Source organism: Alloalcanivorax balearicus MACL04 (genome assembly GCF_025532145.1).
Classification (GTDB): domain Bacteria; phylum Pseudomonadota; class Gammaproteobacteria; order Pseudomonadales; family Alcanivoracaceae; genus Alloalcanivorax; species Alloalcanivorax balearicus.
The window spans coordinates 49,110-66,673 of the sequence record NZ_ARXS01000016.1; the positions used below are offsets into that span (position 1 = coordinate 49,110).

17 protein-coding genes are annotated in these 17,564 nt (G+C 61.8%); 9 read left to right on the forward strand and 8 right to left on the reverse strand.

Annotation, left to right across the window (positions count from 1 at the left end):
• Window positions 1–250 precede the first annotated feature (250 nt).
• Window positions 251–1,420: an MFS transporter gene (locus MA04_RS13935; RefSeq protein WP_262461063.1), complete on the reverse strand. Its 1,170-nt coding sequence runs from the start codon at window positions 1,418–1,420 to the stop codon at window positions 251–253.
• A gap of 349 nt (window positions 1,421–1,769) precedes the next feature.
• Here MA04_RS13935 and MA04_RS13940 point away from each other — a divergent pair, with 349 nt between their 5' ends.
• Window positions 1,770–3,161, forward strand: a complete 1,392-nt coding sequence (locus MA04_RS13940; protein WP_262461064.1) for an aminotransferase-like domain-containing protein — start codon at window positions 1,770–1,772, stop codon at window positions 3,159–3,161.
• Window positions 3,162–3,297: 136 nt separating this feature from the next.
• Here MA04_RS13940 and MA04_RS13945 read toward each other — a convergent pair whose 3' ends face one another.
• The 4 genes from MA04_RS13945 to galE all read right to left on the reverse strand — a co-directional run bounded on the left by MA04_RS13945 (window position 3,298) and on the right by galE (window position 8,602).
• A complete protein-coding gene (locus tag MA04_RS13945; protein WP_262461065.1) occupies window positions 3,298–5,271 on the reverse strand; it encodes a polysaccharide biosynthesis protein in 1,974 nt (657 codons plus the stop codon).
• Window positions 5,272–5,965: 694 nt separating this feature from the next.
• The gene (locus MA04_RS13950) at window positions 5,966–6,742 is read right to left on the reverse strand and encodes an ElyC/SanA/YdcF family protein (RefSeq protein ID WP_262461066.1); all 777 of its coding nucleotides are present in this window, start codon (window positions 6,740–6,742) and stop codon (window positions 5,966–5,968) included.
• 18 nt (window positions 6,743–6,760) lie between these two features.
• Complete coding sequence (locus MA04_RS13955; protein ID WP_262461067.1) at window positions 6,761–7,375, reverse strand: acetyltransferase; 615 nt, start codon at window positions 7,373–7,375, stop codon at window positions 6,761–6,763.
• A gap of 216 nt (window positions 7,376–7,591) precedes the next feature.
• Window positions 7,592–8,602: a UDP-glucose 4-epimerase GalE gene (gene galE, locus MA04_RS13960; protein WP_262461069.1), complete on the reverse strand. Its 1,011-nt coding sequence runs from the start codon at window positions 8,600–8,602 to the stop codon at window positions 7,592–7,594.
• A gap of 326 nt (window positions 8,603–8,928) precedes the next feature.
• On the opposite strand from galE, the gene MA04_RS13965 reads away from it, so the two are divergent.
• The 8 genes from MA04_RS13965 (at window position 8,929) to MA04_RS14000 (ending at window position 16,079) form a co-directional block, all read left to right on the forward strand.
• Window positions 8,929–10,593, forward strand: coding sequence for an AMP-binding protein (locus MA04_RS13965; RefSeq protein WP_262461070.1), 1,665 nt, complete (start codon window positions 8,929–8,931; stop codon window positions 10,591–10,593).
• Window positions 10,590–11,759 (forward strand): thiolase C-terminal domain-containing protein, encoded by a 1,170-nt coding sequence (locus MA04_RS13970; protein WP_163121286.1) that lies wholly within the window; start codon window positions 10,590–10,592, stop codon window positions 11,757–11,759. The genes MA04_RS13965 and MA04_RS13970 overlap by 4 nt, the downstream gene beginning before the upstream one ends.
• A 26-nt stretch (window positions 11,760–11,785) precedes the next feature.
• Window positions 11,786–12,208, forward strand: coding sequence for a Zn-ribbon domain-containing OB-fold protein (locus MA04_RS13975; RefSeq protein WP_262461072.1), 423 nt, complete (start codon window positions 11,786–11,788; stop codon window positions 12,206–12,208).
• 148 nt (window positions 12,209–12,356) lie between these two features.
• Window positions 12,357–13,502: a TRAP transporter substrate-binding protein DctP gene (gene dctP / locus MA04_RS13980; RefSeq protein WP_262461074.1), complete on the forward strand. Its 1,146-nt coding sequence runs from the start codon at window positions 12,357–12,359 to the stop codon at window positions 13,500–13,502.
• Window positions 13,503–13,504: 2 nt separating this feature from the next.
• Window positions 13,505–14,035: a TRAP transporter small permease subunit gene (locus tag MA04_RS13985; protein ID WP_055100612.1), complete on the forward strand. Its 531-nt coding sequence runs from the start codon at window positions 13,505–13,507 to the stop codon at window positions 14,033–14,035.
• Window positions 14,028–15,350 carry a TRAP transporter large permease gene (locus MA04_RS13990; protein WP_055100611.1) on the forward strand — a complete coding sequence of 441 codons (1,323 nt, stop codon included), beginning with the start codon at window positions 14,028–14,030 and terminating at the stop codon, window positions 15,348–15,350. Before MA04_RS13985 ends, MA04_RS13990 begins: the two co-directional genes overlap by 8 nt.
• A 64-nt stretch (window positions 15,351–15,414) precedes the next feature.
• Window positions 15,415–15,717 carry a type II toxin-antitoxin system HigB family toxin gene (locus tag MA04_RS13995; RefSeq protein ID WP_022997493.1) on the forward strand — a complete coding sequence of 101 codons (303 nt, stop codon included), beginning with the start codon at window positions 15,415–15,417 and terminating at the stop codon, window positions 15,715–15,717.
• Window positions 15,714–16,079: a helix-turn-helix domain-containing protein gene (locus MA04_RS14000; protein ID WP_394356156.1), complete on the forward strand. Its 366-nt coding sequence runs from the start codon at window positions 15,714–15,716 to the stop codon at window positions 16,077–16,079. The genes MA04_RS13995 and MA04_RS14000 overlap by 4 nt, the downstream gene beginning before the upstream one ends.
• A gap of 269 nt (window positions 16,080–16,348) precedes the next feature.
• Here MA04_RS14000 and MA04_RS14005 read toward each other — a convergent pair whose 3' ends face one another.
• Genes MA04_RS14005 through MA04_RS14015 form a run of 3 tightly spaced genes read right to left on the reverse strand, consistent with a single transcriptional unit; the run spans window position 16,349 to window position 17,432 of the window.
• A complete protein-coding gene (locus MA04_RS14005) occupies window positions 16,349–16,609 on the reverse strand; it encodes a hypothetical protein (protein WP_262461076.1) in 261 nt (86 codons plus the stop codon).
• A gap of 27 nt (window positions 16,610–16,636) precedes the next feature.
• Window positions 16,637–16,942: a helix-turn-helix domain-containing protein gene (locus MA04_RS14010; RefSeq protein WP_163121292.1), complete on the reverse strand. Its 306-nt coding sequence runs from the start codon at window positions 16,940–16,942 to the stop codon at window positions 16,637–16,639.
• Window positions 16,935–17,432 carry a type II toxin-antitoxin system RelE/ParE family toxin gene (locus MA04_RS14015; RefSeq protein ID WP_262461078.1) on the reverse strand — a complete coding sequence of 166 codons (498 nt, stop codon included), beginning with the start codon at window positions 17,430–17,432 and terminating at the stop codon, window positions 16,935–16,937. Before MA04_RS14015 ends, MA04_RS14010 begins: the two co-directional genes overlap by 8 nt.
• Window positions 17,433–17,564 lie beyond the last annotated feature (132 nt).

The following is a 17,564-nucleotide window of genomic DNA, read 5'->3' on the forward strand; positions in this document are numbered from 1 at the left end:
CCCCTGCCTTCCTGGAGCTGGTCAGCCGGCAAACCACGAATTCTACCTCTTTGCCCCAACTCTGTCCTTGGAGGAACCAGAACCCTTTCGCGCTATCACATAAGTTTTACGGGACATTGCACAGTAAGGAAGTGCCCGAGGGGAGACCATGGCCTTGGAGACATGAATTTGCGCCGTATTCGCTGGCAAGCCAGCTTCCCACAGCGGGGGAACTACGAAGCCACCGCGGGAAGTCGCCTTGGCGGCAAATCTACTTGCTATTCGCGGCCAGACGGCCCGTCGCTGTGGCGGTCTCTCCATGCAGGGAAGCAATGACCGCTAGAACCCCGATAGCCAACACCGCTCCATACGCCGTCAGCGCCACCTGATGTCCCCACAGGTCCACCAGCACCCCGGTCACCATCACCGGCAGGATGAAACCGAAATAGGCCATCAGGAAGAACCCGGCGCTGGCGGCGGCACGGCGTTCCTCGCCCAGCGCCAGCACGGCGCTGAGGCCACCCAGGTAGATGAAGCCATAGCAGGCGCTGCTCGCCAGCACCGCGCCCGCCAGCACGCCGGCGAATTGCCCGTGCAGCGCTCCCCAGGCGATCAGAGCGTAGGCCACCGGCAGGATCAGCAATCCGATACGGGTGGCAATGCGCGATGGCAGCAGCCGGGCCAGGGGCTGGAACAGTACACCGCAGCTGCAGGTGGCCAGCACCGCGAAGCCGGACCACTCGCTCAGGCCGTGCTTTTGCAGTGCCGAAGGCAGAATGGCGATGACCAGCCCCACCGTGCCCCAGGCCAGCAGGATCGCCCATCCGAAGATCAACGAACCCGCCGGGAAGAACGGTAGCCGGGCCAGCGGCGCTAGGCTTGATCTGGCCGCGTCATCCCTCAGGCCAGCGACCAGCACAAAGGCCAGCGCCGCGGCCAGCAGATAAAGTGGAAAACTGGGCGGTGTCAGGCTACTGGCTTGTAGCAGAAACAGGCTGGTCACCGCCGGGCCCAGACCGAAGCCCAGAGAGGTGGCAGCGGTGACCCAGTTGGCGGCACGCCGGTGGTCCCCACCGGAGAACAGGTCATACATGTAACCGGGCGCCACGCTGGAGGCCAGCGCCGTGGCCACCCCGACCAGGAAACGGGCGGCGCCCAGGGCCAGAATTCCCGGGGCGACCAGGGTCAGCGTCGTCGCCATCAGACACAATACCAGCGCCGCCAGAATCAGCGGCTTGCGCCCTACCCGCTCCGACAAGCCATTCAACGCCAACAGCACGGGGATGATGCCGAATACGTAGCAAGCGAAAGCCACCGTGGTGGCTCCAACGCCAACACCGTCCTTGGCGGCCAGGGCGCTATACAGCGGCGCCTGGAGGTTGGAAGCGGAGGTGATGATGCAGAGGGCAAAAGCCAAACGCAGGGCGTCGAAACGGCGCATAACGGACCTTGAGAAAACGGGATACATGGGCCGCCTCACTCGGGCACGCATGCGCGCCCCGACCTGGGCGGGACCACACCATGGTCGTATTCGCCGGATTCGACGGTAAGGTACACTTGGCTCTGGTTATTGATGAACTGTTCCGGGTTTTCCGGTAACGGTCGCGGGTATCGCGGTCTGTAAGCCACTGTGGGAGCTTGCCTGCAAGCGAATTCTTGTGGAGCCCCCCAATTCGCTTGCAGGCAAGCTCCCACAGCAGCCCTGTAGCGACCTCTGAATTCAGGCGAATCGGGGCTCCACGAGAATTCGCTTGCAAGCAAGCTTCCCACAACGGCCTTAAGGACTTGGCATGAAGCTGGATATGGACCCGGACTCGGGGCTTCCCATAGCGCTGCAAATCGAAGACGGAATCCGCCACTGGATCGTGCGGAACGGCGCTGGCGGCGGCAGCCGCCTGCCTTCCATACGCCGCCTGTCCAGTGAACTGCATGTGAGCCGCAACGCCGCCATTGAAGCCTATGAACGCCTGGTGGCTCAGGGGCTGGTACGTTCCAAGCCCGGGTCCGGCTTCTATGTGGCGGATGGCGCCGCCAGAATGCTGGCCGGCACCGAGCCGGTCTCCGAGGAGGAGGTCGCCGACGATCGCTGGAGCCTGTTTCAGAGCCACGCTTCCACGCTGAAGCTCGGCTGCGGCTGGCTGCCGGGCAGTTGGCTGGAAGTGGAAGACCTCTCCTACGCCATCCGCCAGGTCACCCGCCAGGACAGCGCCGGTATCCTCGATTACAGCACGCCCCTCGGCACCCCGGAGTTGCGTTCACTGATCAGAGAGCGCCTTCGGCTGCTCGGTATCGACGCCGGCACTCAGCAGATCCTGCTTACCGGCGGCGGCAGTCATGCTCTGGACCTGCTGGTGCGGCTACTGCTGAAGCCTGGCGACACCGTGTTCGTGGAATCGCCGGGTTACTACAATCTGCTCGGCCTGCTGAAGCTGCAGCAGGTGCAGGTAGTGGGGGTGCCTCGGCTGGCCGGCGGGCCCGACCCGGAGCGCATGGCGCACCTGCTCAAGACCCACAAACCCAAACTGTTTTTCACCAACAGCGTGTTCCAGAACCCCACCGGCACCACTCTGGCGCCAACCTTTGCCCACCGCATCCTGCAACTGGCGGAGCAGCACGACTTCCAGATCGTCGAGGACGATATTTATGCCGACTTTCAACATGAGCCGACATTACGCCTGGCGGCCCTCGACGGCCTCAGGCGGGTGATCTATCTCGGCAGCTTCTCGAAAAGCCTTTCCAGCTCACTGAGGGTGGGATTTATCGCCGCGGCACCGGCGCGGATCAAGCCGCTGGTGGACATCAAAATGCTGACCAGCATTTCCGCCTCCCGTTTCTCCGAGCAGGTGGTCATGACCATGTTGCACAACGGCGCCTACCGCAAGCTGGTGGAACGGCTGCGCACTCGGCTTTCAGCGCAAATGGTCACCGCCCTCAACCTGGTGCGGTCGGCGGGCTGGGAGGTGCATTCCGAACCGGCGGGAGGCATGTTCATCTGGGCCCGTTATCCGGGCGTGGCGGATTCGCAAAAACTGGTGGATCTGGCCCGGCAATCCGGCGTCAGCCTGTCCCCGGGGCATCTGTTCCTGCCCGGTGAAACGGCCTCGCCCTGGTTGAGGCTCAATGTGGCTTATACCCGTGACCGGCGGGCGATACGGTTTTTGAATGATCCGCTGGGAATGTGATCGCCCTTTCGACGGCTTGTTTCTCAGCCGCTGTAGGAGCCTGCTTGCAGGCGAATTGGGCATTGGGCTTCAGGCCCAAAAGATTCGCCTGCAGGCAGGCTCCTACAGCAGCGGCTCGAGAAAAGATTGAAGGAACTCAGTGCGTTGGCGAAGGCGCCTTGTAGGGAGCCGCCTTCTTGTGCACGGCCTGATCGGCGGTCGGCCGTAGAACCAGAGCGTCGTCGTCATCCTGACGTGGCTGGTAGCCGTTCACATAAGAACGCAGCAGAGCACGCAGAGCATCCTGATCACCGCGTTCCAGCGCGGTACGGAAACGGTCCAACGCCTCGTTGATCTCAGCCGGCGTCAACTTCTCTTCGTGGGCCTGCATGATCATCTCATGCTCGGTTTCGATGGAGCACTCACCGATCAGCAGTTCCTCATACAGCTTTTCACCAGGACGCAAACCGGAGAACACCACTTCAATGTCACCGTCCGGGTTGGTGGTGTCACGGACACTCATCCCCATCAAACGAATCATGGTGGTGGCCAGATCCATGATCCGCACCGGCTCGCCCATATCGAGCACGAACACCTCGCCGCCCTTGGCCATGGCACCGGCCTGAATCACCAGCTGGGCCGCCTCCGGAATGGTCATGAAGTAACGGATCACGTCCGGATGGGTCACCGTCACCGGGCCACCTTGCATGATCTGCTTGCGGAACAACGGCACCACGGAGCCGGAAGAACCCAGCACATTACCGAACCGCACCATGGAGAAAATGGTGTTGTCACTGCTGCTGGCCAGGGACTGCAGTACCAGTTCGGCGAAGCGTTTGGTGGCCCCCATCACGTTGGTGGGTCGTACTGCCTTGTCGGTGGAAATCAGAATGAAATGCCGTACCCCGGCATCCCGTGCCCCTTCGGCGGCGGCCAGGGTACCGATAATATTGTTGCGTACCCCAGCGTCCGGGTTGGCCTCGACAATGGGAACATGTTTGTAGGCGGCGGCGTGGTAAAGGGTATCGATGCGCTGTTCCTCGCACAGGCTCTTCACCAGCCCCCGGTTCACCACGGAACCCAGCATCGGCACCAGCTCGATGTCCTTGCCACTCTCCCGGAGTACCCCGCCCAGTTCCCGCTCGATGTCGTACAGCGCCACCTCGCTCTGTTCCAGCAGCACCAGGCGGCTCGGATTCAACTTCAGGATCTGGCGGCACAACTCGGAACCGATGGAGCCACCGGCCCCGGTCACCATCACATGCTTACCGCTGATACAGCGGCTCAGCAGATCCAGCCGCGGCGGCACCGCATCGCGGCCCAGCAAATCCTCGATGGCGACGTCCTGAATCTCTTCCAGGCGCGCCTTGCCGCTGGCGATGTCGGCGAAGGCCGGTACTGTCTGCACCCGCACATCCAACTTCTCCAGCCAGCTGACCACCGCCATGCGCCGCTGCCGGGACAGGTTCGGCATCGCCAGCAATACGGTGCGAATACGTTCTTCCGCCACCGCCTGCTTCAAGGTCAGGCGATCCACCACCGGCACACCGGAAAGCAAAGTGCCCTGTTTACCCGGATCGTCATCCACCACTAAAACCGGATGCAGTTCCCGCCCTTGCTGTAAAGCGGTAACCAATTGTCCTCCGGCGCCACCGGCGCCATAAACCGCCACCGGCTCGGTGGTAAAATAGCCGGACATAATCCGGTACAGGAACCGCCGTGCCAAAAACCGGCTGGATCCCAAATACAGCACGCCCAGGGCCCAGAAAATCAAAAACACGGACCGTGGCACCATCGCCGGCACCATATAGGAGAGGCTCGCTAAAACCACCACCGTGGCGGTCATGCCAAGCACCACCGACCAGGCCACCTCGGCGCCAAGGTAACGGACAATGGAACGGTAAAATCCAAGGAAATAGAGCGCGGGCAGTCCCACCAGCACGGTCAGGGGGAATAACCAGGGGTCCTCGATCGGCGGGAACAGATTGCCAAAACGCAAGGCGTAGGCGGCCCACAACATTACCGGCAGTGCCACCGCGTCCGACACCAGCATGATGGCCCTTTTTTGCCAGCGGGGGCACTTGAGCACCCGAGCCACGGCACGGTGCAGTGGTGAAGAAGCGGTATGCATAGGACCTGTCCTTAGTCGTCTCGATGTCAACGAAAGAGAGCCATTATCGTGTGATGCAGTTCACACTTCCAGGCCCGCACGTAACGTTTTATAGCCCGCGCGTTAGGTAAACCGAGTGTAAATGTGAATGCATGACACTCTATGTGACGCACCCACGACGCCCTGCTGATTTTGCAATAATTTAACATTTTTACAGCGACCGGCTGAGCAGGAAAATCCCCCGTTCAGGGGATTGACAACACCTGACCGAATCCATCCGGTGAAGGGGCGATATAATAACAGGTTTAATACCCAAGGAAGTGTTCGAAAACGACATTTTTGTAACAGGGGAAAGAGCAACGTCGGCTCAGGGAGCAACACTCCGCAACATTTGGTAATTGTAATCGGCGAAGTGACACGGCATGCTCGGATTATCGCGCAATGGATGAGCAACAACATGGATGTGGCCGGAGCGTGATGATCAAAGCTTTCTTTACGACATTATCTCCTTTTGATTTCGCATTCCGCGCCTCTTTCAGAGGCGCATTTTATTTCATGCCCCACATATCCCGGACATAGCTACGAAACCGCTGTGGGAGCTTGCCTGCAAGCGAATCTGTTGGGGACCAAGAGCCCGTTCGCTTGCAGGCAAGCTCCCACAGACAGGGCTGGCTCCTACAGCGGCTTCGTAGTCCTGTCTGTGGAAAGCTGCAGTTTACCGCGTGTCTCCCTGCCACCAGGCACCCAGCCTCTCCCACCAGCTCAGTTCCAGCACATAGAGCGGCTCCGCCCCTGGCAAACGGTCCCCCCAGTGAGCCCGCCCCAGCCCCGGGGTCCAGTAGGGCCCGGCCGGCGCCGGCACCGCATCAATGCCATGCTGGCGAAACAGCGCCAACGCCCTCGGCATGTGCAGCGCCGACGTCACCAGGATCACTCGCTCTTCCGGCGGCACCCAGCGCGCCACCGCCCGGGCTTCCTGCTCCGTATTCAGCGCATCCCGGGAGCGCCAGATCGCTTCCTCCGGCACGCCCCAGGCCGTCGCCACCGCCGCCATGGCATCCGCCGAGGTCACGGTATCCGGGGTGGTGTCCGGGGCGCCCCCGGACACAATCAGCTTCGCCGAGGGCTGCAGTTGGAACTGGCGTACCCCTTCGGCCAAGCGGGCCAGGGAATGAGGTCGTAATCGGGAAGGCGGCGGCAAGGCCGGATCGTCCAGCGCGCCCCCGCCGAGCACCACCACCCAGGATGCCGGCGGCGGCGTGGTCAGTGGCGGATAGGCGTGTTCAAGAGGGCCGCCGAGCCAGCGGGCAGTGCCCGGCAAGGTGAACAGCAGCAGCAGCGCCGTGCCCGTGGTGACCATGGCCAGCGCCCAACGGCGCGCCCGGCCCCACCACAGCAACACGGTACCGCAGATCAAAAGCAGCAATACCGGCGACACCGGCATCGCCAATGAGGCCACTACCTTGGCCCACTGAAAAGTATCCAGACTCATCGGGGGAAAACAGGCTCCTTATCGCGCCGGCACACCCATGATGGTGACGCCGTCGGGCACATCGTGCAGCACCACGGCCCCCGCGCCCACCACCACGTTCGCGCCAATGGTGACCCCCTCCTTCACCACCGCGCCAATGCCAATGAAGCTGCCCTCCCCCACGGTCACATCACTGGCCAGATGCACGCCGGGACAGACATGGACACAAGCGGCCAGCCGGCAATCGCGATCCACCGTGGCCCCGGTATTGACGATACAGCCCATGCCCAACACGCAATCCACGTTAACCACGGCGCTGGCGAAGACCACGCTGCCCGCGCCCATCTCCGCGAACCGGCTCACCGACGCATGGGGATGAATGATGGTCGCCAAGGTCGCGCCCGACTCCAGCAACTCCGACAGTTTCTGCAAGCGGACATTATTGCGTCCGATACCGACGGTCACCGAATCCATGGCGCCGAGTTCCTCCAGCAGTTCGCCGCTGCGCCCGGAAACCTGCCAGCGCCCGTTGGTCTGCTTCTTGGGCCAGGCGTCATCGTAAAAAGCGATTTTGCGCCACCCGGACGCAATGGCGGTATCGGCGATGACTTTGCCGTGCCCCCCGGCTCCCAGAATCCCCAATGAACGCGTCATGGCAACCTCCTTGGTCTCGTCAAAGCGTCCTTTCCTTGTATCACCGACCCGCACCACACGCCAGCGGGATTACATTGCTGCTGCTCTGTAGCGCCTCTGTGGGAGCCAGCCTGCTGGCGAATGGTCTTGTCTCCAATCACCGCAACAATTCGCTTGCAGGCAAGCTCCCACAAAAAGCCTACAAAGCGACTGTGAGGAGGCAGTCGGGACGGCCCCCTAGCGATAGCCCTCGGGATTACTCTCCTGCCAGCGCCAGTGATCCGCGCACATGGCATCCACCCCGCGGGTGGCTTTCCAGCCCAGAACCCGCTCCGCGTGAGCCGGGTCCGCATAGCACACCGCCACGTCACCGGGCCGGCGCTCGACGATGTCGTAGGGAATATCGCGACCGCTGGCGCGGGCGAAGGCCTGCACCATATCCAGCACACTGTAACCCTGGCCGGTGCCCAGATTGGTGGTGATCAGCCCCGGACCGGTCAGTGCCTCCAGCGCCGCCAGGTGGCCCTGGGCCAGATCCATGACGTGGATATAATCCCGCACGCCGGTACCGTCCGGCGTGTTGTAATCACCGCCGAATACTCGCAGTTTCTCACGCTTGCCCACCGCTACCTGGGCGATATAAGGCATCAGGTTATTCGGCTCGCCGTTGGGATCTTCACCGATGCGGCCGCTCTCATGCGCCCCCACCGGATTGAAATAACGCAGCAACGCCAGCCCCCAGGACGGCTCGGCGCGATAAAGATCGCGCAGCATGTCCTCGATGTGGAGCTTGGTGGCGCCATAGGGATTGGTGGCGCTGAGCGGGAAATCCTCGCGGATCGGCACCGTGGCGGGATCACCGTAGACGGTGGCGGAAGAGCTGAACACCAAGCGGCGCACGCCAGCCTTCTCCATCGCCTCCAGCAGGCGAATCGTGCCCACCACGTTGCAGTCGTAATAACGCAGCGGTTGAGCCACGGACTCGCCCACCGCCTTCAGGCCGGCGAAATGCACCACCGCTTCCACCTGGTGATCCCGCAACACCTGCTCCATGAGCCCGCCGTCACGGATGTCCCCTTCCACCAGCGCCACGCTTTTGCCCGCCAGAGCTTCCACCCGGCGCAGCGATTCGGCGCTGCTGTTGCTGAAGTTATCCACCACCACCACCCGGTGGCCTGCTTCCAGCAGCAGCAATACCGTGTGAGAACCGATATAACCGGCACCGCCGGTGACCAATACCGTCGCCATACTGATTCCTTCTCCTTCGTACGCGTCCTGGATGCTTGGAGTGGTTGCTACCTTAATCGTTTCCCACGGAGAGGGCTACGAAGCCGCTGTGGGAAGCTTCGTAGCTCCTCTGTGGGAGCAAGCCTGCTGGCGAATGGGTGGCCCCGAAAAAGATTCGCCAGCAGGCTGGCTCCCACAGTGGGCCGACGGAGCAGTTGTAGGAGCCAGCCTGCTGGCGAACCCGCCTCTATATGTCTAGCCAGTTGACGCAAGAACAGGAATGACGCCCGTTCTAGGCTGACCGGTCAGTCGAGCCTGCCCCCCCCCGCCAACAAGGAGAACCGATCATGGCCAGCGAGCCGTCTCTGTTGCACAAAACCATTCCCGACGTGGCCCGGGACGCGGCCGAGCAATGGCCGGACGGTGTCGCGCTGCGTTATCACGGAGAATCGATCACCTTCGCACAGCAATACCAGCGGGCCTGCGCGTTGGCCAAGGGGCTGAGCAATCTGGGTATCGGGCCCGGCGATCACGTGGCCACACTGATCGGCGGTCGGCCGGAATGGTTCTATCTGTCCTACGCCATCAGCCTGCTGGGCGCGGTGATCGTGCCGATCAACGTGACCTTCCGCCGTCAGGAACTGGAACACGTGCTGCGCTGCGCCGACGTCAAGGCGCTGGTGACCATGGACGAATTCCGCGACGTGGACTATCTGGCCCTGTTCTCCGAACTGCTGCCGGAACGGGTCGGCGCCGCGCCGGGCTTCCTGCACAGCCAACGCTTCCCCCATCTGAAAACCGTGGTGACGCTGAGCCCGGCGGGCAGCACCCACGACGGCTGTTTCGACTTCAATGACGTCATGCGCTCCGGCGCCCACGTGCGGCCACGGGAAGTGGAGGCCTGGTTCGCCCGGCTCTCCCCCAGCGCACCGTCCTATATTCTGTTCACCTCCGGCAGCACCGCCTTCCCGAAGCCGGCGTTGCGCAGCCACGGCAGCAACGTCGCCATCGCCGGCCATCTTTATCAATCCACCTTTCGCATGAAACCCGGTGACCGCCAGCTCGGCATGTCGCCCTTCTATCATGTCGGCGGCTGCATCTATACCACCCTGGGCAACGCCTTGTTCGGCGCCAGCACGGTGCTGATGGACTACTTCGAAGCGGGCCACGCCCTGAAGCTGATCCGCGAGGAAGGCATCACCTGCATGGGCGGCTTCGACACCCACTACCGGGCCATGTCGGCGCACCCGGACTTCGCCAATACCGACGTCAGCAAGGTCGACCGCATCATGCTGGCCTGCGGCCCCGAGTGGTACGACAAAGTCCGCGAGCTGGGCTTTGGCCACACCTCGGTCACCCACCATTACGGCTTTACCGAAGGCACCTCGGTGGCGGTACCGCCGGAAGAAAACGACGAGGTCGTGCGCAAGAACAGTAACGGCCGCCCTTTCCCCGGCTGCGAAGTAAAAATAGTGAACCCGGAAACCGGCCGTGAATGCGCCGCCGACGAACCGGGCGAGATCTGTGTGCGCGGCTGGTCGCTGTTCCTCGGCTACTACAAGATGCCGAAGCAAACCGCCGAGAGCATGGACGACGAAGGCTTCTTCCACACCGGCGACTACGGCTGGAAAGACGCCGGCGGCAACGTCTACTACCGGGGCCGTTTCAAGCAGATGGTAAAAACCGGCGGCGAGAATGTGTCCCAGCGGGAAGTGGAAATGTTCCTGGAACAGCACCCGCATATCGCCACCGTGCAGGTTGTCGGCGTTCCCGACGACCGCTGGGGCGAAGCGGTGACGGCCGTGGTGGAAACCCACCCCGGCAAGGATCTGGAACTGGACACCCTGAAAGCCTTCTGCAAGGAACGCATCGCCGGCTTCAAGATACCCAAACACCTGGTGGCGGTGACACGGGAAGAATGGCCGATCACCCTCACCGGCAAGTTCGACAAGCCGGCACTGCGCACCCTGGCCATGGATAAACTGGGGCTGAACACCGGGGCCGCGTCATGAGCGGCTATCAACCGGACACCGCCGCCATCGCCGGCATCGGCGAAACCGAATACACCCGGGGCACCGACAAAAGCGGCCTGCAACTGCTGATGGAAGCCTCGCTGAAAGCCTGCGCCGACGCCGGTATCGAAAGCGACGCCGTGGACGGCCTGGTGATGACCTCACGGGTGGGCACCAACGAGGACTTCGTCGCCGGCCTGGGCATCACCGATCTGAAGTTCCACGCCCACATCAAGATCGGTGGCGCCAGCCCGGTGGCCGGGTTGCACCTGGCCTGCCATGCGGTGGCCTCGGGCATCGCCGAACGCGTGCTGGTCAGCGCCGGCCGCAACGCTTACAGCAGCATGCGCCTGGGTGCCACCGACTCCGGCCCCCGGGTGGTGTGGCCCGGCGACGACATCCGCCGCAACCTGGAATACCCCTACGGCATGATCGCGCCGATGCAGTGGTACAGCCTGCACGCCAACCGCTGGTTCCATGAAACCAACGCCAGCCGCGAAGGCATGGCCACGGTGGCCTTGAACACCCGCCGCCACGCCCACCTCAATCCGCGCGCCTGGTTCCGTGACCGGCCCATGAGCCGGGAGGACTACGACGCCTCCCCGATGCTGGTGACACCGTTCAAGCTGCTGGACGTATGCCTGGAAACCGACGGCGCCGCCGCCATTCTGGTCACCCGCGCCGACGCCGCGCGCCGCGCCGGTGGCAAGCCGCCGGTGTACGTGGCGGCCACCGCCGAAGGCCATCCCGATTCCCCGGACGATCTCAGCAATCGCCCGGACATTCTCGGCATGGGCATCGGCAAAGCGGCACCGCGGGCGCTGGACATCGCCGGCATCCGCCTGGACGAACTGGATTTCGCCGAGATCTATGACTGCTTCACGTTCATCGTGCTGCGGCAATTGGAGGAAATCGGCTTCTGCCAGCGCGGCGAAGCACCGGACTTCGTCGCCAACGGCCGCATCGCCCTGGGCGGAGAATTACCGCTGAACACCCACGGCGGCTTGCTCTCCCAGGCGCATATCTCCGGCATGAACCATGTGGTGGAGGCGGTGCGCCAACTGCGCGGCGACGCCGGCCAGGCCCAGGTGGCCGGCGCCCATCTCGGCCTGGTCACCGGCTATGGCGATTTCGGCGACGGCGCCATCGCCATCCTGCACAACTAATGGTCACAGGACCCAGCGAGGACACCATGGGTAACCCCGTTCAACGCCCCCTGCCCGACATCGAGGACCCGCTCTATCAGGCTCACTTCCAGGGCCTGAAAGACCAGCAACTGCGGGTACAGCAATGCGACGCCTGCGGTCAGTTGCAATGGCCGCCCCGGGACCTGTGCAAACAGTGCCACGGCGACCGTTTCCACTGGCCGGTGATGCCCGATCAGGCGGTGGTCTACACCTACTCCGTGGTGTACCGCGCGCCCCACCCCTGGTTCAAGGAGCATCTGCCCTACGCCATCGTCGTCGCCGAACTGGAAAACGGCTTAAGACTGCTCGGTAACGCCTTCGGCGCAGACGTGGAGAAGATTCAATGCGGCGTGCGTGTGAAGGCGCACTTTCAGCACGACGAGGACAGCGGTGTCTGCTTTTTGCGGTGGGTGCCCACGACGAGTTAATCGAAGCCGCTGTGGGAAGCTGCCTTGGCAGCGAATTGCTTTCCTGCCGTTGGCGATTCGCTTGCAAGCAAGTCTCCCACAGCGGCTTCGTAGGCAGAACAAAGCGAATCAACCAACGCCATTCCTAAAACAAATCCAGGAGCGTTCCATGAATCCCATCAGAACGATGCTGATCACCATAACCACACTCACCCTGTTCACCCTTGCCGGCTGCTCCGGCGAAGCCGGTGACATCAGTGACACCGCCAATGCCAGCGGCGAAAAAAGCACCGAAACCTCCCAGGAAACCTTCACCTGGAAAATGGTCAGCACCTGGAGCGACACCTCCAGCTCCGGCGAATACGAACAGGAATTCGTTGACCTGGTGGACCAGCTCAGCAACGGCCGCCTGAAAATCAAACGCTATTCCCAAGGCCAGTTGGTCAGCCCGACCCAGGTGCTTGACACCGTCAGCAAAGGCACCGTGCAAGCCGGTGGCGACTGGCCCAACTACTGGTCCGGCAAGAACACCGCCTTCGATCTGCTCGGCTCCCATGTCATGGGCTTCAGCGGTTTCGACTTTTTCCAATGGATCTACGCCGCCGGCGGCCTGGAGCAATACAACCGCATTTACGGCCAGTTCAACACGGTCTATTTCCCGATCACCACCCTGGGCACCGAGTCCGGCATTCGCTCCAATGTGCCGATCCGCGGCCTGGAAGATTACAAAGGCCTGAAAGTGCGTATCGCCGGCCTGATCCAGACCCGGGTAATGACCGAGCTCGGCGCCTCGCCGGTATCCATCGGCGTCTATGACGTCTATGAAGCACTGCAACGGGGTGTGGTGGACGCCGGCGAAGTGGGCGGCCCGGACTCCGACGAAATCCTGCACCTGCAGGACGTCACCAAATACTGGTCCACCCCGGGCTGGCATCAGAGCGCGGCGGTCTACGGCATCGCCATCAACAAGGACGCCTGGAACGAGCTGCCCGAGGACCTACAGAACATCGTCGCCACCGCCAGCGAAGCGATCATGGCCCGCTCCAGCGCCAACCGGAATTACATGGATGGCGTCGCCGCGCAACGGTTCGAGGAGGAGTACGGCATCGAAGTCAACCAAATGCCCGACCAGGATCTGAAAACCATCGAAGGCATCGTCAACAAGGCGGTACGCGACATCGCCGCCAAGAACCCGGACTTCCAGGAAGTGCTGGAAAGCCAGCAAGCCTACCTCAAAGCCTACGCGCCCTACCGCCGCATGCAGGGCCCCTGGAGCTTCGGCACCAATGAACTCAACGGCTACCGGCTGGATTGATCATGCAGGCCATACGCCACCTTATCCGTATTCTCGACGGCATCAGCGACTGGGTCGGCCGCATCGGCGCCTGGTCGGTGCTGGCGATGATGCTGGTCACCGTGTTCGAAGTGGTCAGCCGCCGGGTCTTCAACGCGCCCGGCATCTGGGCCTTCGAGACCATCACCATGCTGTTCGGCTTCCACTTCATGATCGTGGCCGCCTATGCCCTGCTGCATCGCAGCATCGTCTCGGTGGACCTGCTCTACGAGCACCTGGCTCCACGAGCGCAAGCGCTGCTCAGCATCGTCAGCTACCTGGTGCTGTTCTTCCCGTTCGTGATCACCGTGGCGGTCCACGGCATCGGCTTCACCGAGTATTCCTGGTCCATGGGCGAAACCAGCAACACCGCCTTCGCGCCACCACTGTATCCGTTCAAGGCGGTGATTCCGGTCTGCTTCGCCCTGCTGGCGCTGCAAGGCCTCTCGGAAACCCTCAAACACCTTCTGGTACTGATCGAAGGCGGCGACCAGCCGGAGGCGCAACATGAATGAAGTCTGGATCATCGCCGGCATGTTCGCCGCGCTGCTGCTGGGCATCGCCACCGGCCACCCGATCGCCTTCGTGTTCGGCGGCATCGCCATGCTGTTCGGTCTCACCAGTTGGGGCACCGGCATCATCGACATTTTTGTCAGCGCCGTGTTCTCCACCATGAACAACTACACCCTGGTGGCGATCCCGTTGTTCACGTTGATGGCCAACTTCCTGTCGCGATCGGCGGTGGCGGAAGGCCTGTTCGAGTCGCTGCGCTACCTGCTGGGCCCGGTGCGCGGCGGCCTGGCGGTGGCGGTGATCGTGGTCTCCACCATCTTCGCCGCCACCACCGGCATCGTCGGCGCCTCGGTGGTCACCATGGGGCTGCTGGCCGCCCCGGTGCTGGAAAAATACGGCTACCGCAAGGAAATCTCCGCCGGGGTGATCACCGCCGGCGGCACCCTCGGCGTACTGATCCCGCCCAGCATCATGCTGATCGTCATGGGCAATGAAGCGGAGCTGTCGGTGGGCAAGCTGTTCCTGGCCGCCATCGTGCCAGGGCTGCTGTTGTCGCTGTGCTACGTGCTGTACGTGCTGGGGCTATGCTGGCGCTACCCGGAACGGGGCCCCGCGCTCAGCCCGGAAGAAGCCGCCGCCATGCCGGTTGGCAAACGCATCAGCGGCGCGCTGGTCAATCTGGTGCCACCGGTGATTCTGGTGGCGGCGGTGCTCGGCTCGATCTTCTCCGGCTGGGCCACCCCCACCGAAGCCTCCGGCGTCGGCGCCTTCGTCGCCCTGCTGATGACCATCGCCTACGGCCGCTTCAGCCTCACCATGCTCAAGGAATCGGTGCAGGAAACCGCCAAGATCACCGCCATGGCGATGGTCACCATCGTCGGCGCGGTGTGCTTCACCGCCCTGTTCCACAGCATGGACGGCGACCAGATCATCGTCGATTTCGTCAGCCATCTGAACCTGAACAAATGGGGCGTCTACCTGGTGATCATGGTGCTGACGTTCGTCCTCGGCGCCTTCATCGACTGGATTGCCATCGTGCTGATCCTGTTCCCGATCTTCCTGCCGCTGATCCGGCAATACGATCTGGACCCGCTGTGGGTGATCACCTGCGTGGCGGTGATGCTGCAAACCGCCTTCCTGACCCCGCCGGTGGGCGGCAGCCTGTTCTACTTCAAAGGCGTGGCACCACCGGGCATGCAATGGGGCCACATCCTGCGCGGCGCCCTGCCCTTCGTGGCGGTGATGCTGGTGGTCGTGGTGCTGATTTCCCTGTTCCCGCAACTGGTCCTGTGGCTACCCGGGCAGGCGAAGTTCTGAAGCGTCCAGGCAGTTCACTTGACTCCCAATATGGGAGAGCGTATTTTCTCCCAAAAAGGGAGGAATGATGAGAGTCATCGCCAAACGGACGGTAAAGGCGTTTTGGGAACAGCCGGGGCACAGCGACGCTCAAACGCCTCTCATCGAGTGGTACAACATGCTGCTAAAAGCGACATGGGCTACCCCGAATGAGCTGAAGGCCGACATCGCCACAGCCAGCATTCTTAAAGGAGGGCGTGTGGTCTTCAATATAGGGGGGAACAAATACCGGGTGATCGTTGCGATCCGGTATGACAAACAGATTGCCTGGGTACGCTTCATTGGTACCCACGCTCAGTATGATGAGGTTGATGCGGAGACGATATGATGAATATTCAGCCGATCCATACCGACGCCGATCTGGAGCGCGCCTTTGCTCGCATGGAGCAGCTGTGGACCGCCGAAGAAGGCTCGGAGGAAGCCGATGAGCTGGAGGTACTGTCCATTCTGATCGAGAAGTACGAGGATAAGCACTACCCCATCGGTCCATCCGATCCAATTGAAGCCATTAAATTCCGCATGGAACAATTAGGGCTTACCAACCAGGACTTGGAGCCCTACATAGGTTCCAGTGGCCGGGTTTCCGAAGTCTTGAACCGGAAAAGAGGGCTCAGCCTGAATATGATCCGGCGTCTCCATCACGGTCTGAGAATTCCCTATGAAAGCCTGATGAGCGACGCCGCCGCCTAGCCGGAGCGTTCCAACTGCCCCAGCACCGGAAGCCGCATTCGCCAGCAGGCTGGCTCCCACGGAAACCTCAACTACGAAGCCCCTGTGGGAGCTGCCCGGGCGGCGCTCCGCTTGGCGGCGAATTATTTTCCCTGCCGTTGGCAATTCGCTTGCAAGCAAGCCTCCCACAGCGGCTCCGTGGCGTAATCCGTGGGAGCCAGCCTGTTGGCGAATGCGGCTTCCGGTGCCAGGATTCGGTTGCAGGCAATCTTCCCACAGCCGCTCAGAAATCAGCTTTGCGCCGTTTCTCCCCCACCCTCCGGCGTCGCCTTCAACAAACACCAGCACGCCGTCAGCATCCCGAGAAAGCCGGACAACCCGCGCACATCCCGCAATAGGGACTGCGTCAGCCCGAAACCGATGAACGCCCCCACCACGATCACCCCGGACAAGGCCAGCGCCTGCCCCTGAACATCCCTGCGACGCCGCAAGTGTGTAGCGAACAGGAAGAGCGGCACACCGTACAGCAGCAATAACGAAATCAGCCCCACCAGACCACGGCGGGCAGCGGTATCGACCTATGCCAACACCTCAATGCCCTTACGGTCCACCAGATTCAACAACTTCAAAGACGGCCCGTTAGGGCTTTTGGCTCCTCGTTCCCATTTTTGAACCGTAGACGGGCTAGTATTCAAATAGGCCGCAAAAACCGCCTGACTGGCTTTGTTGCGAGTACGAATTTGCTTAATCTGGACTGCCGTGTACTTTTTTACTGGCGGTAAACAAAGCGCATCAAACTCGCGCATGGTTACCTCATCCAACACGCCCGCGTTTTGTAGGTCTTTTGCACCTTCATGCACCACATCCAAAATCGACTTATCCACCGTCTTCTACCTCGATCTTGATCAACGCCCCAGCCTTTATGGCCTTGCGCAATTCCTCGGCACCGTAACCCAGCAGAACCCTCGCATAGGCTTTCAACGCCTTCAATTCAGCCCCCTGAATATTCGCCCTGATATTCTTGGCGAAGCCATAGACAAAAAATACCTTATTACCTTGCCTGTAGGCGATCAGGGTTCGAGCCCCGCCTCTCTTGCCACGACCAGCCAAAGAAACGCGTTTTTTCAGCACATTTCCACCTAGATCGGCGTCAATGAGCCCCTTTTCTATTTCTGCGACAGCCTGGCACAAGTCACCATCCTCTATTCCTTCCCCTGCTGCCCATTTAGCAAACTCTTTGTTCTTATATATTTGCATCATCCCACCCAACGAACCATAGCACCAAGTGCCATAAAAAATAACCCCATCCCTCTTTCCATGGACACCTGAACAATTGGTTAGGCCATGGATTGCCTCCCACAATATACTGGCCATACGATCAGTATCAAGTAGGCTTGGCCAGACCCCAGGCCAGTATCGTTACCTTGTAGGAGATCAATCGGTGGGAAGCTTGCCGGGCGGCTCCCACAGCGGCTTCGTAGCTGAGGTTTCTGTGGGAGCCAGCCT

Bases quoted from the DNA above. Each gene is read 5' to 3' on its own strand.
- MA04_RS13970 (WP_163121286.1), top strand. From the start codon at position 10,590: ATGAGCGGCTATCAACCGGACACCGCCGCCATCGCCGGCATCGGCGAA.
- MA04_RS13945 (WP_262461065.1), bottom strand. From the start codon at position 5,271: ATGCATACCGCTTCTTCACCACTGCACCGTGCCGTGGCTCGGGTGCTC.
- MA04_RS13975 (WP_262461072.1), top strand. From the start codon at position 11,786: ATGGGTAACCCCGTTCAACGCCCCCTGCCCGACATCGAGGACCCGCTC.
- galE (WP_262461069.1), bottom strand. From the start codon at position 8,602: ATGGCGACGGTATTGGTCACCGGCGGTGCCGGTTATATCGGTTCTCAC.
- MA04_RS13935 (WP_262461063.1), bottom strand. From the start codon at position 1,420: ATGCGCCGTTTCGACGCCCTGCGTTTGGCTTTTGCCCTCTGCATCATC.
- MA04_RS13955 (WP_262461067.1), bottom strand. From the start codon at position 7,375: ATGACGCGTTCATTGGGGATTCTGGGAGCCGGGGGGCACGGCAAAGTC.
- MA04_RS13990 (WP_055100611.1), top strand. From the start codon at position 14,028: ATGAATGAAGTCTGGATCATCGCCGGCATGTTCGCCGCGCTGCTGCTG.
- MA04_RS13940 (WP_262461064.1), top strand. From the start codon at position 1,770: ATGAAGCTGGATATGGACCCGGACTCGGGGCTTCCCATAGCGCTGCAA.
- MA04_RS13985 (WP_055100612.1), top strand. From the start codon at position 13,505: ATGCAGGCCATACGCCACCTTATCCGTATTCTCGACGGCATCAGCGAC.
- dctP (WP_262461074.1), top strand. From the start codon at position 12,357: ATGAATCCCATCAGAACGATGCTGATCACCATAACCACACTCACCCTG.
- MA04_RS14015 (WP_262461078.1), bottom strand. From the start codon at position 17,432: ATGGCCAGTATATTGTGGGAGGCAATCCATGGCCTAACCAATTGTTCA.
- MA04_RS14000 (WP_394356156.1), top strand. From the start codon at position 15,714: ATGATGAATATTCAGCCGATCCATACCGACGCCGATCTGGAGCGCGCC.
- MA04_RS13965 (WP_262461070.1), top strand. From the start codon at position 8,929: ATGGCCAGCGAGCCGTCTCTGTTGCACAAAACCATTCCCGACGTGGCC.
- MA04_RS13950 (WP_262461066.1), bottom strand. From the start codon at position 6,742: ATGAGTCTGGATACTTTTCAGTGGGCCAAGGTAGTGGCCTCATTGGCG.
- MA04_RS13995 (WP_022997493.1), top strand. From the start codon at position 15,415: ATGATGAGAGTCATCGCCAAACGGACGGTAAAGGCGTTTTGGGAACAG.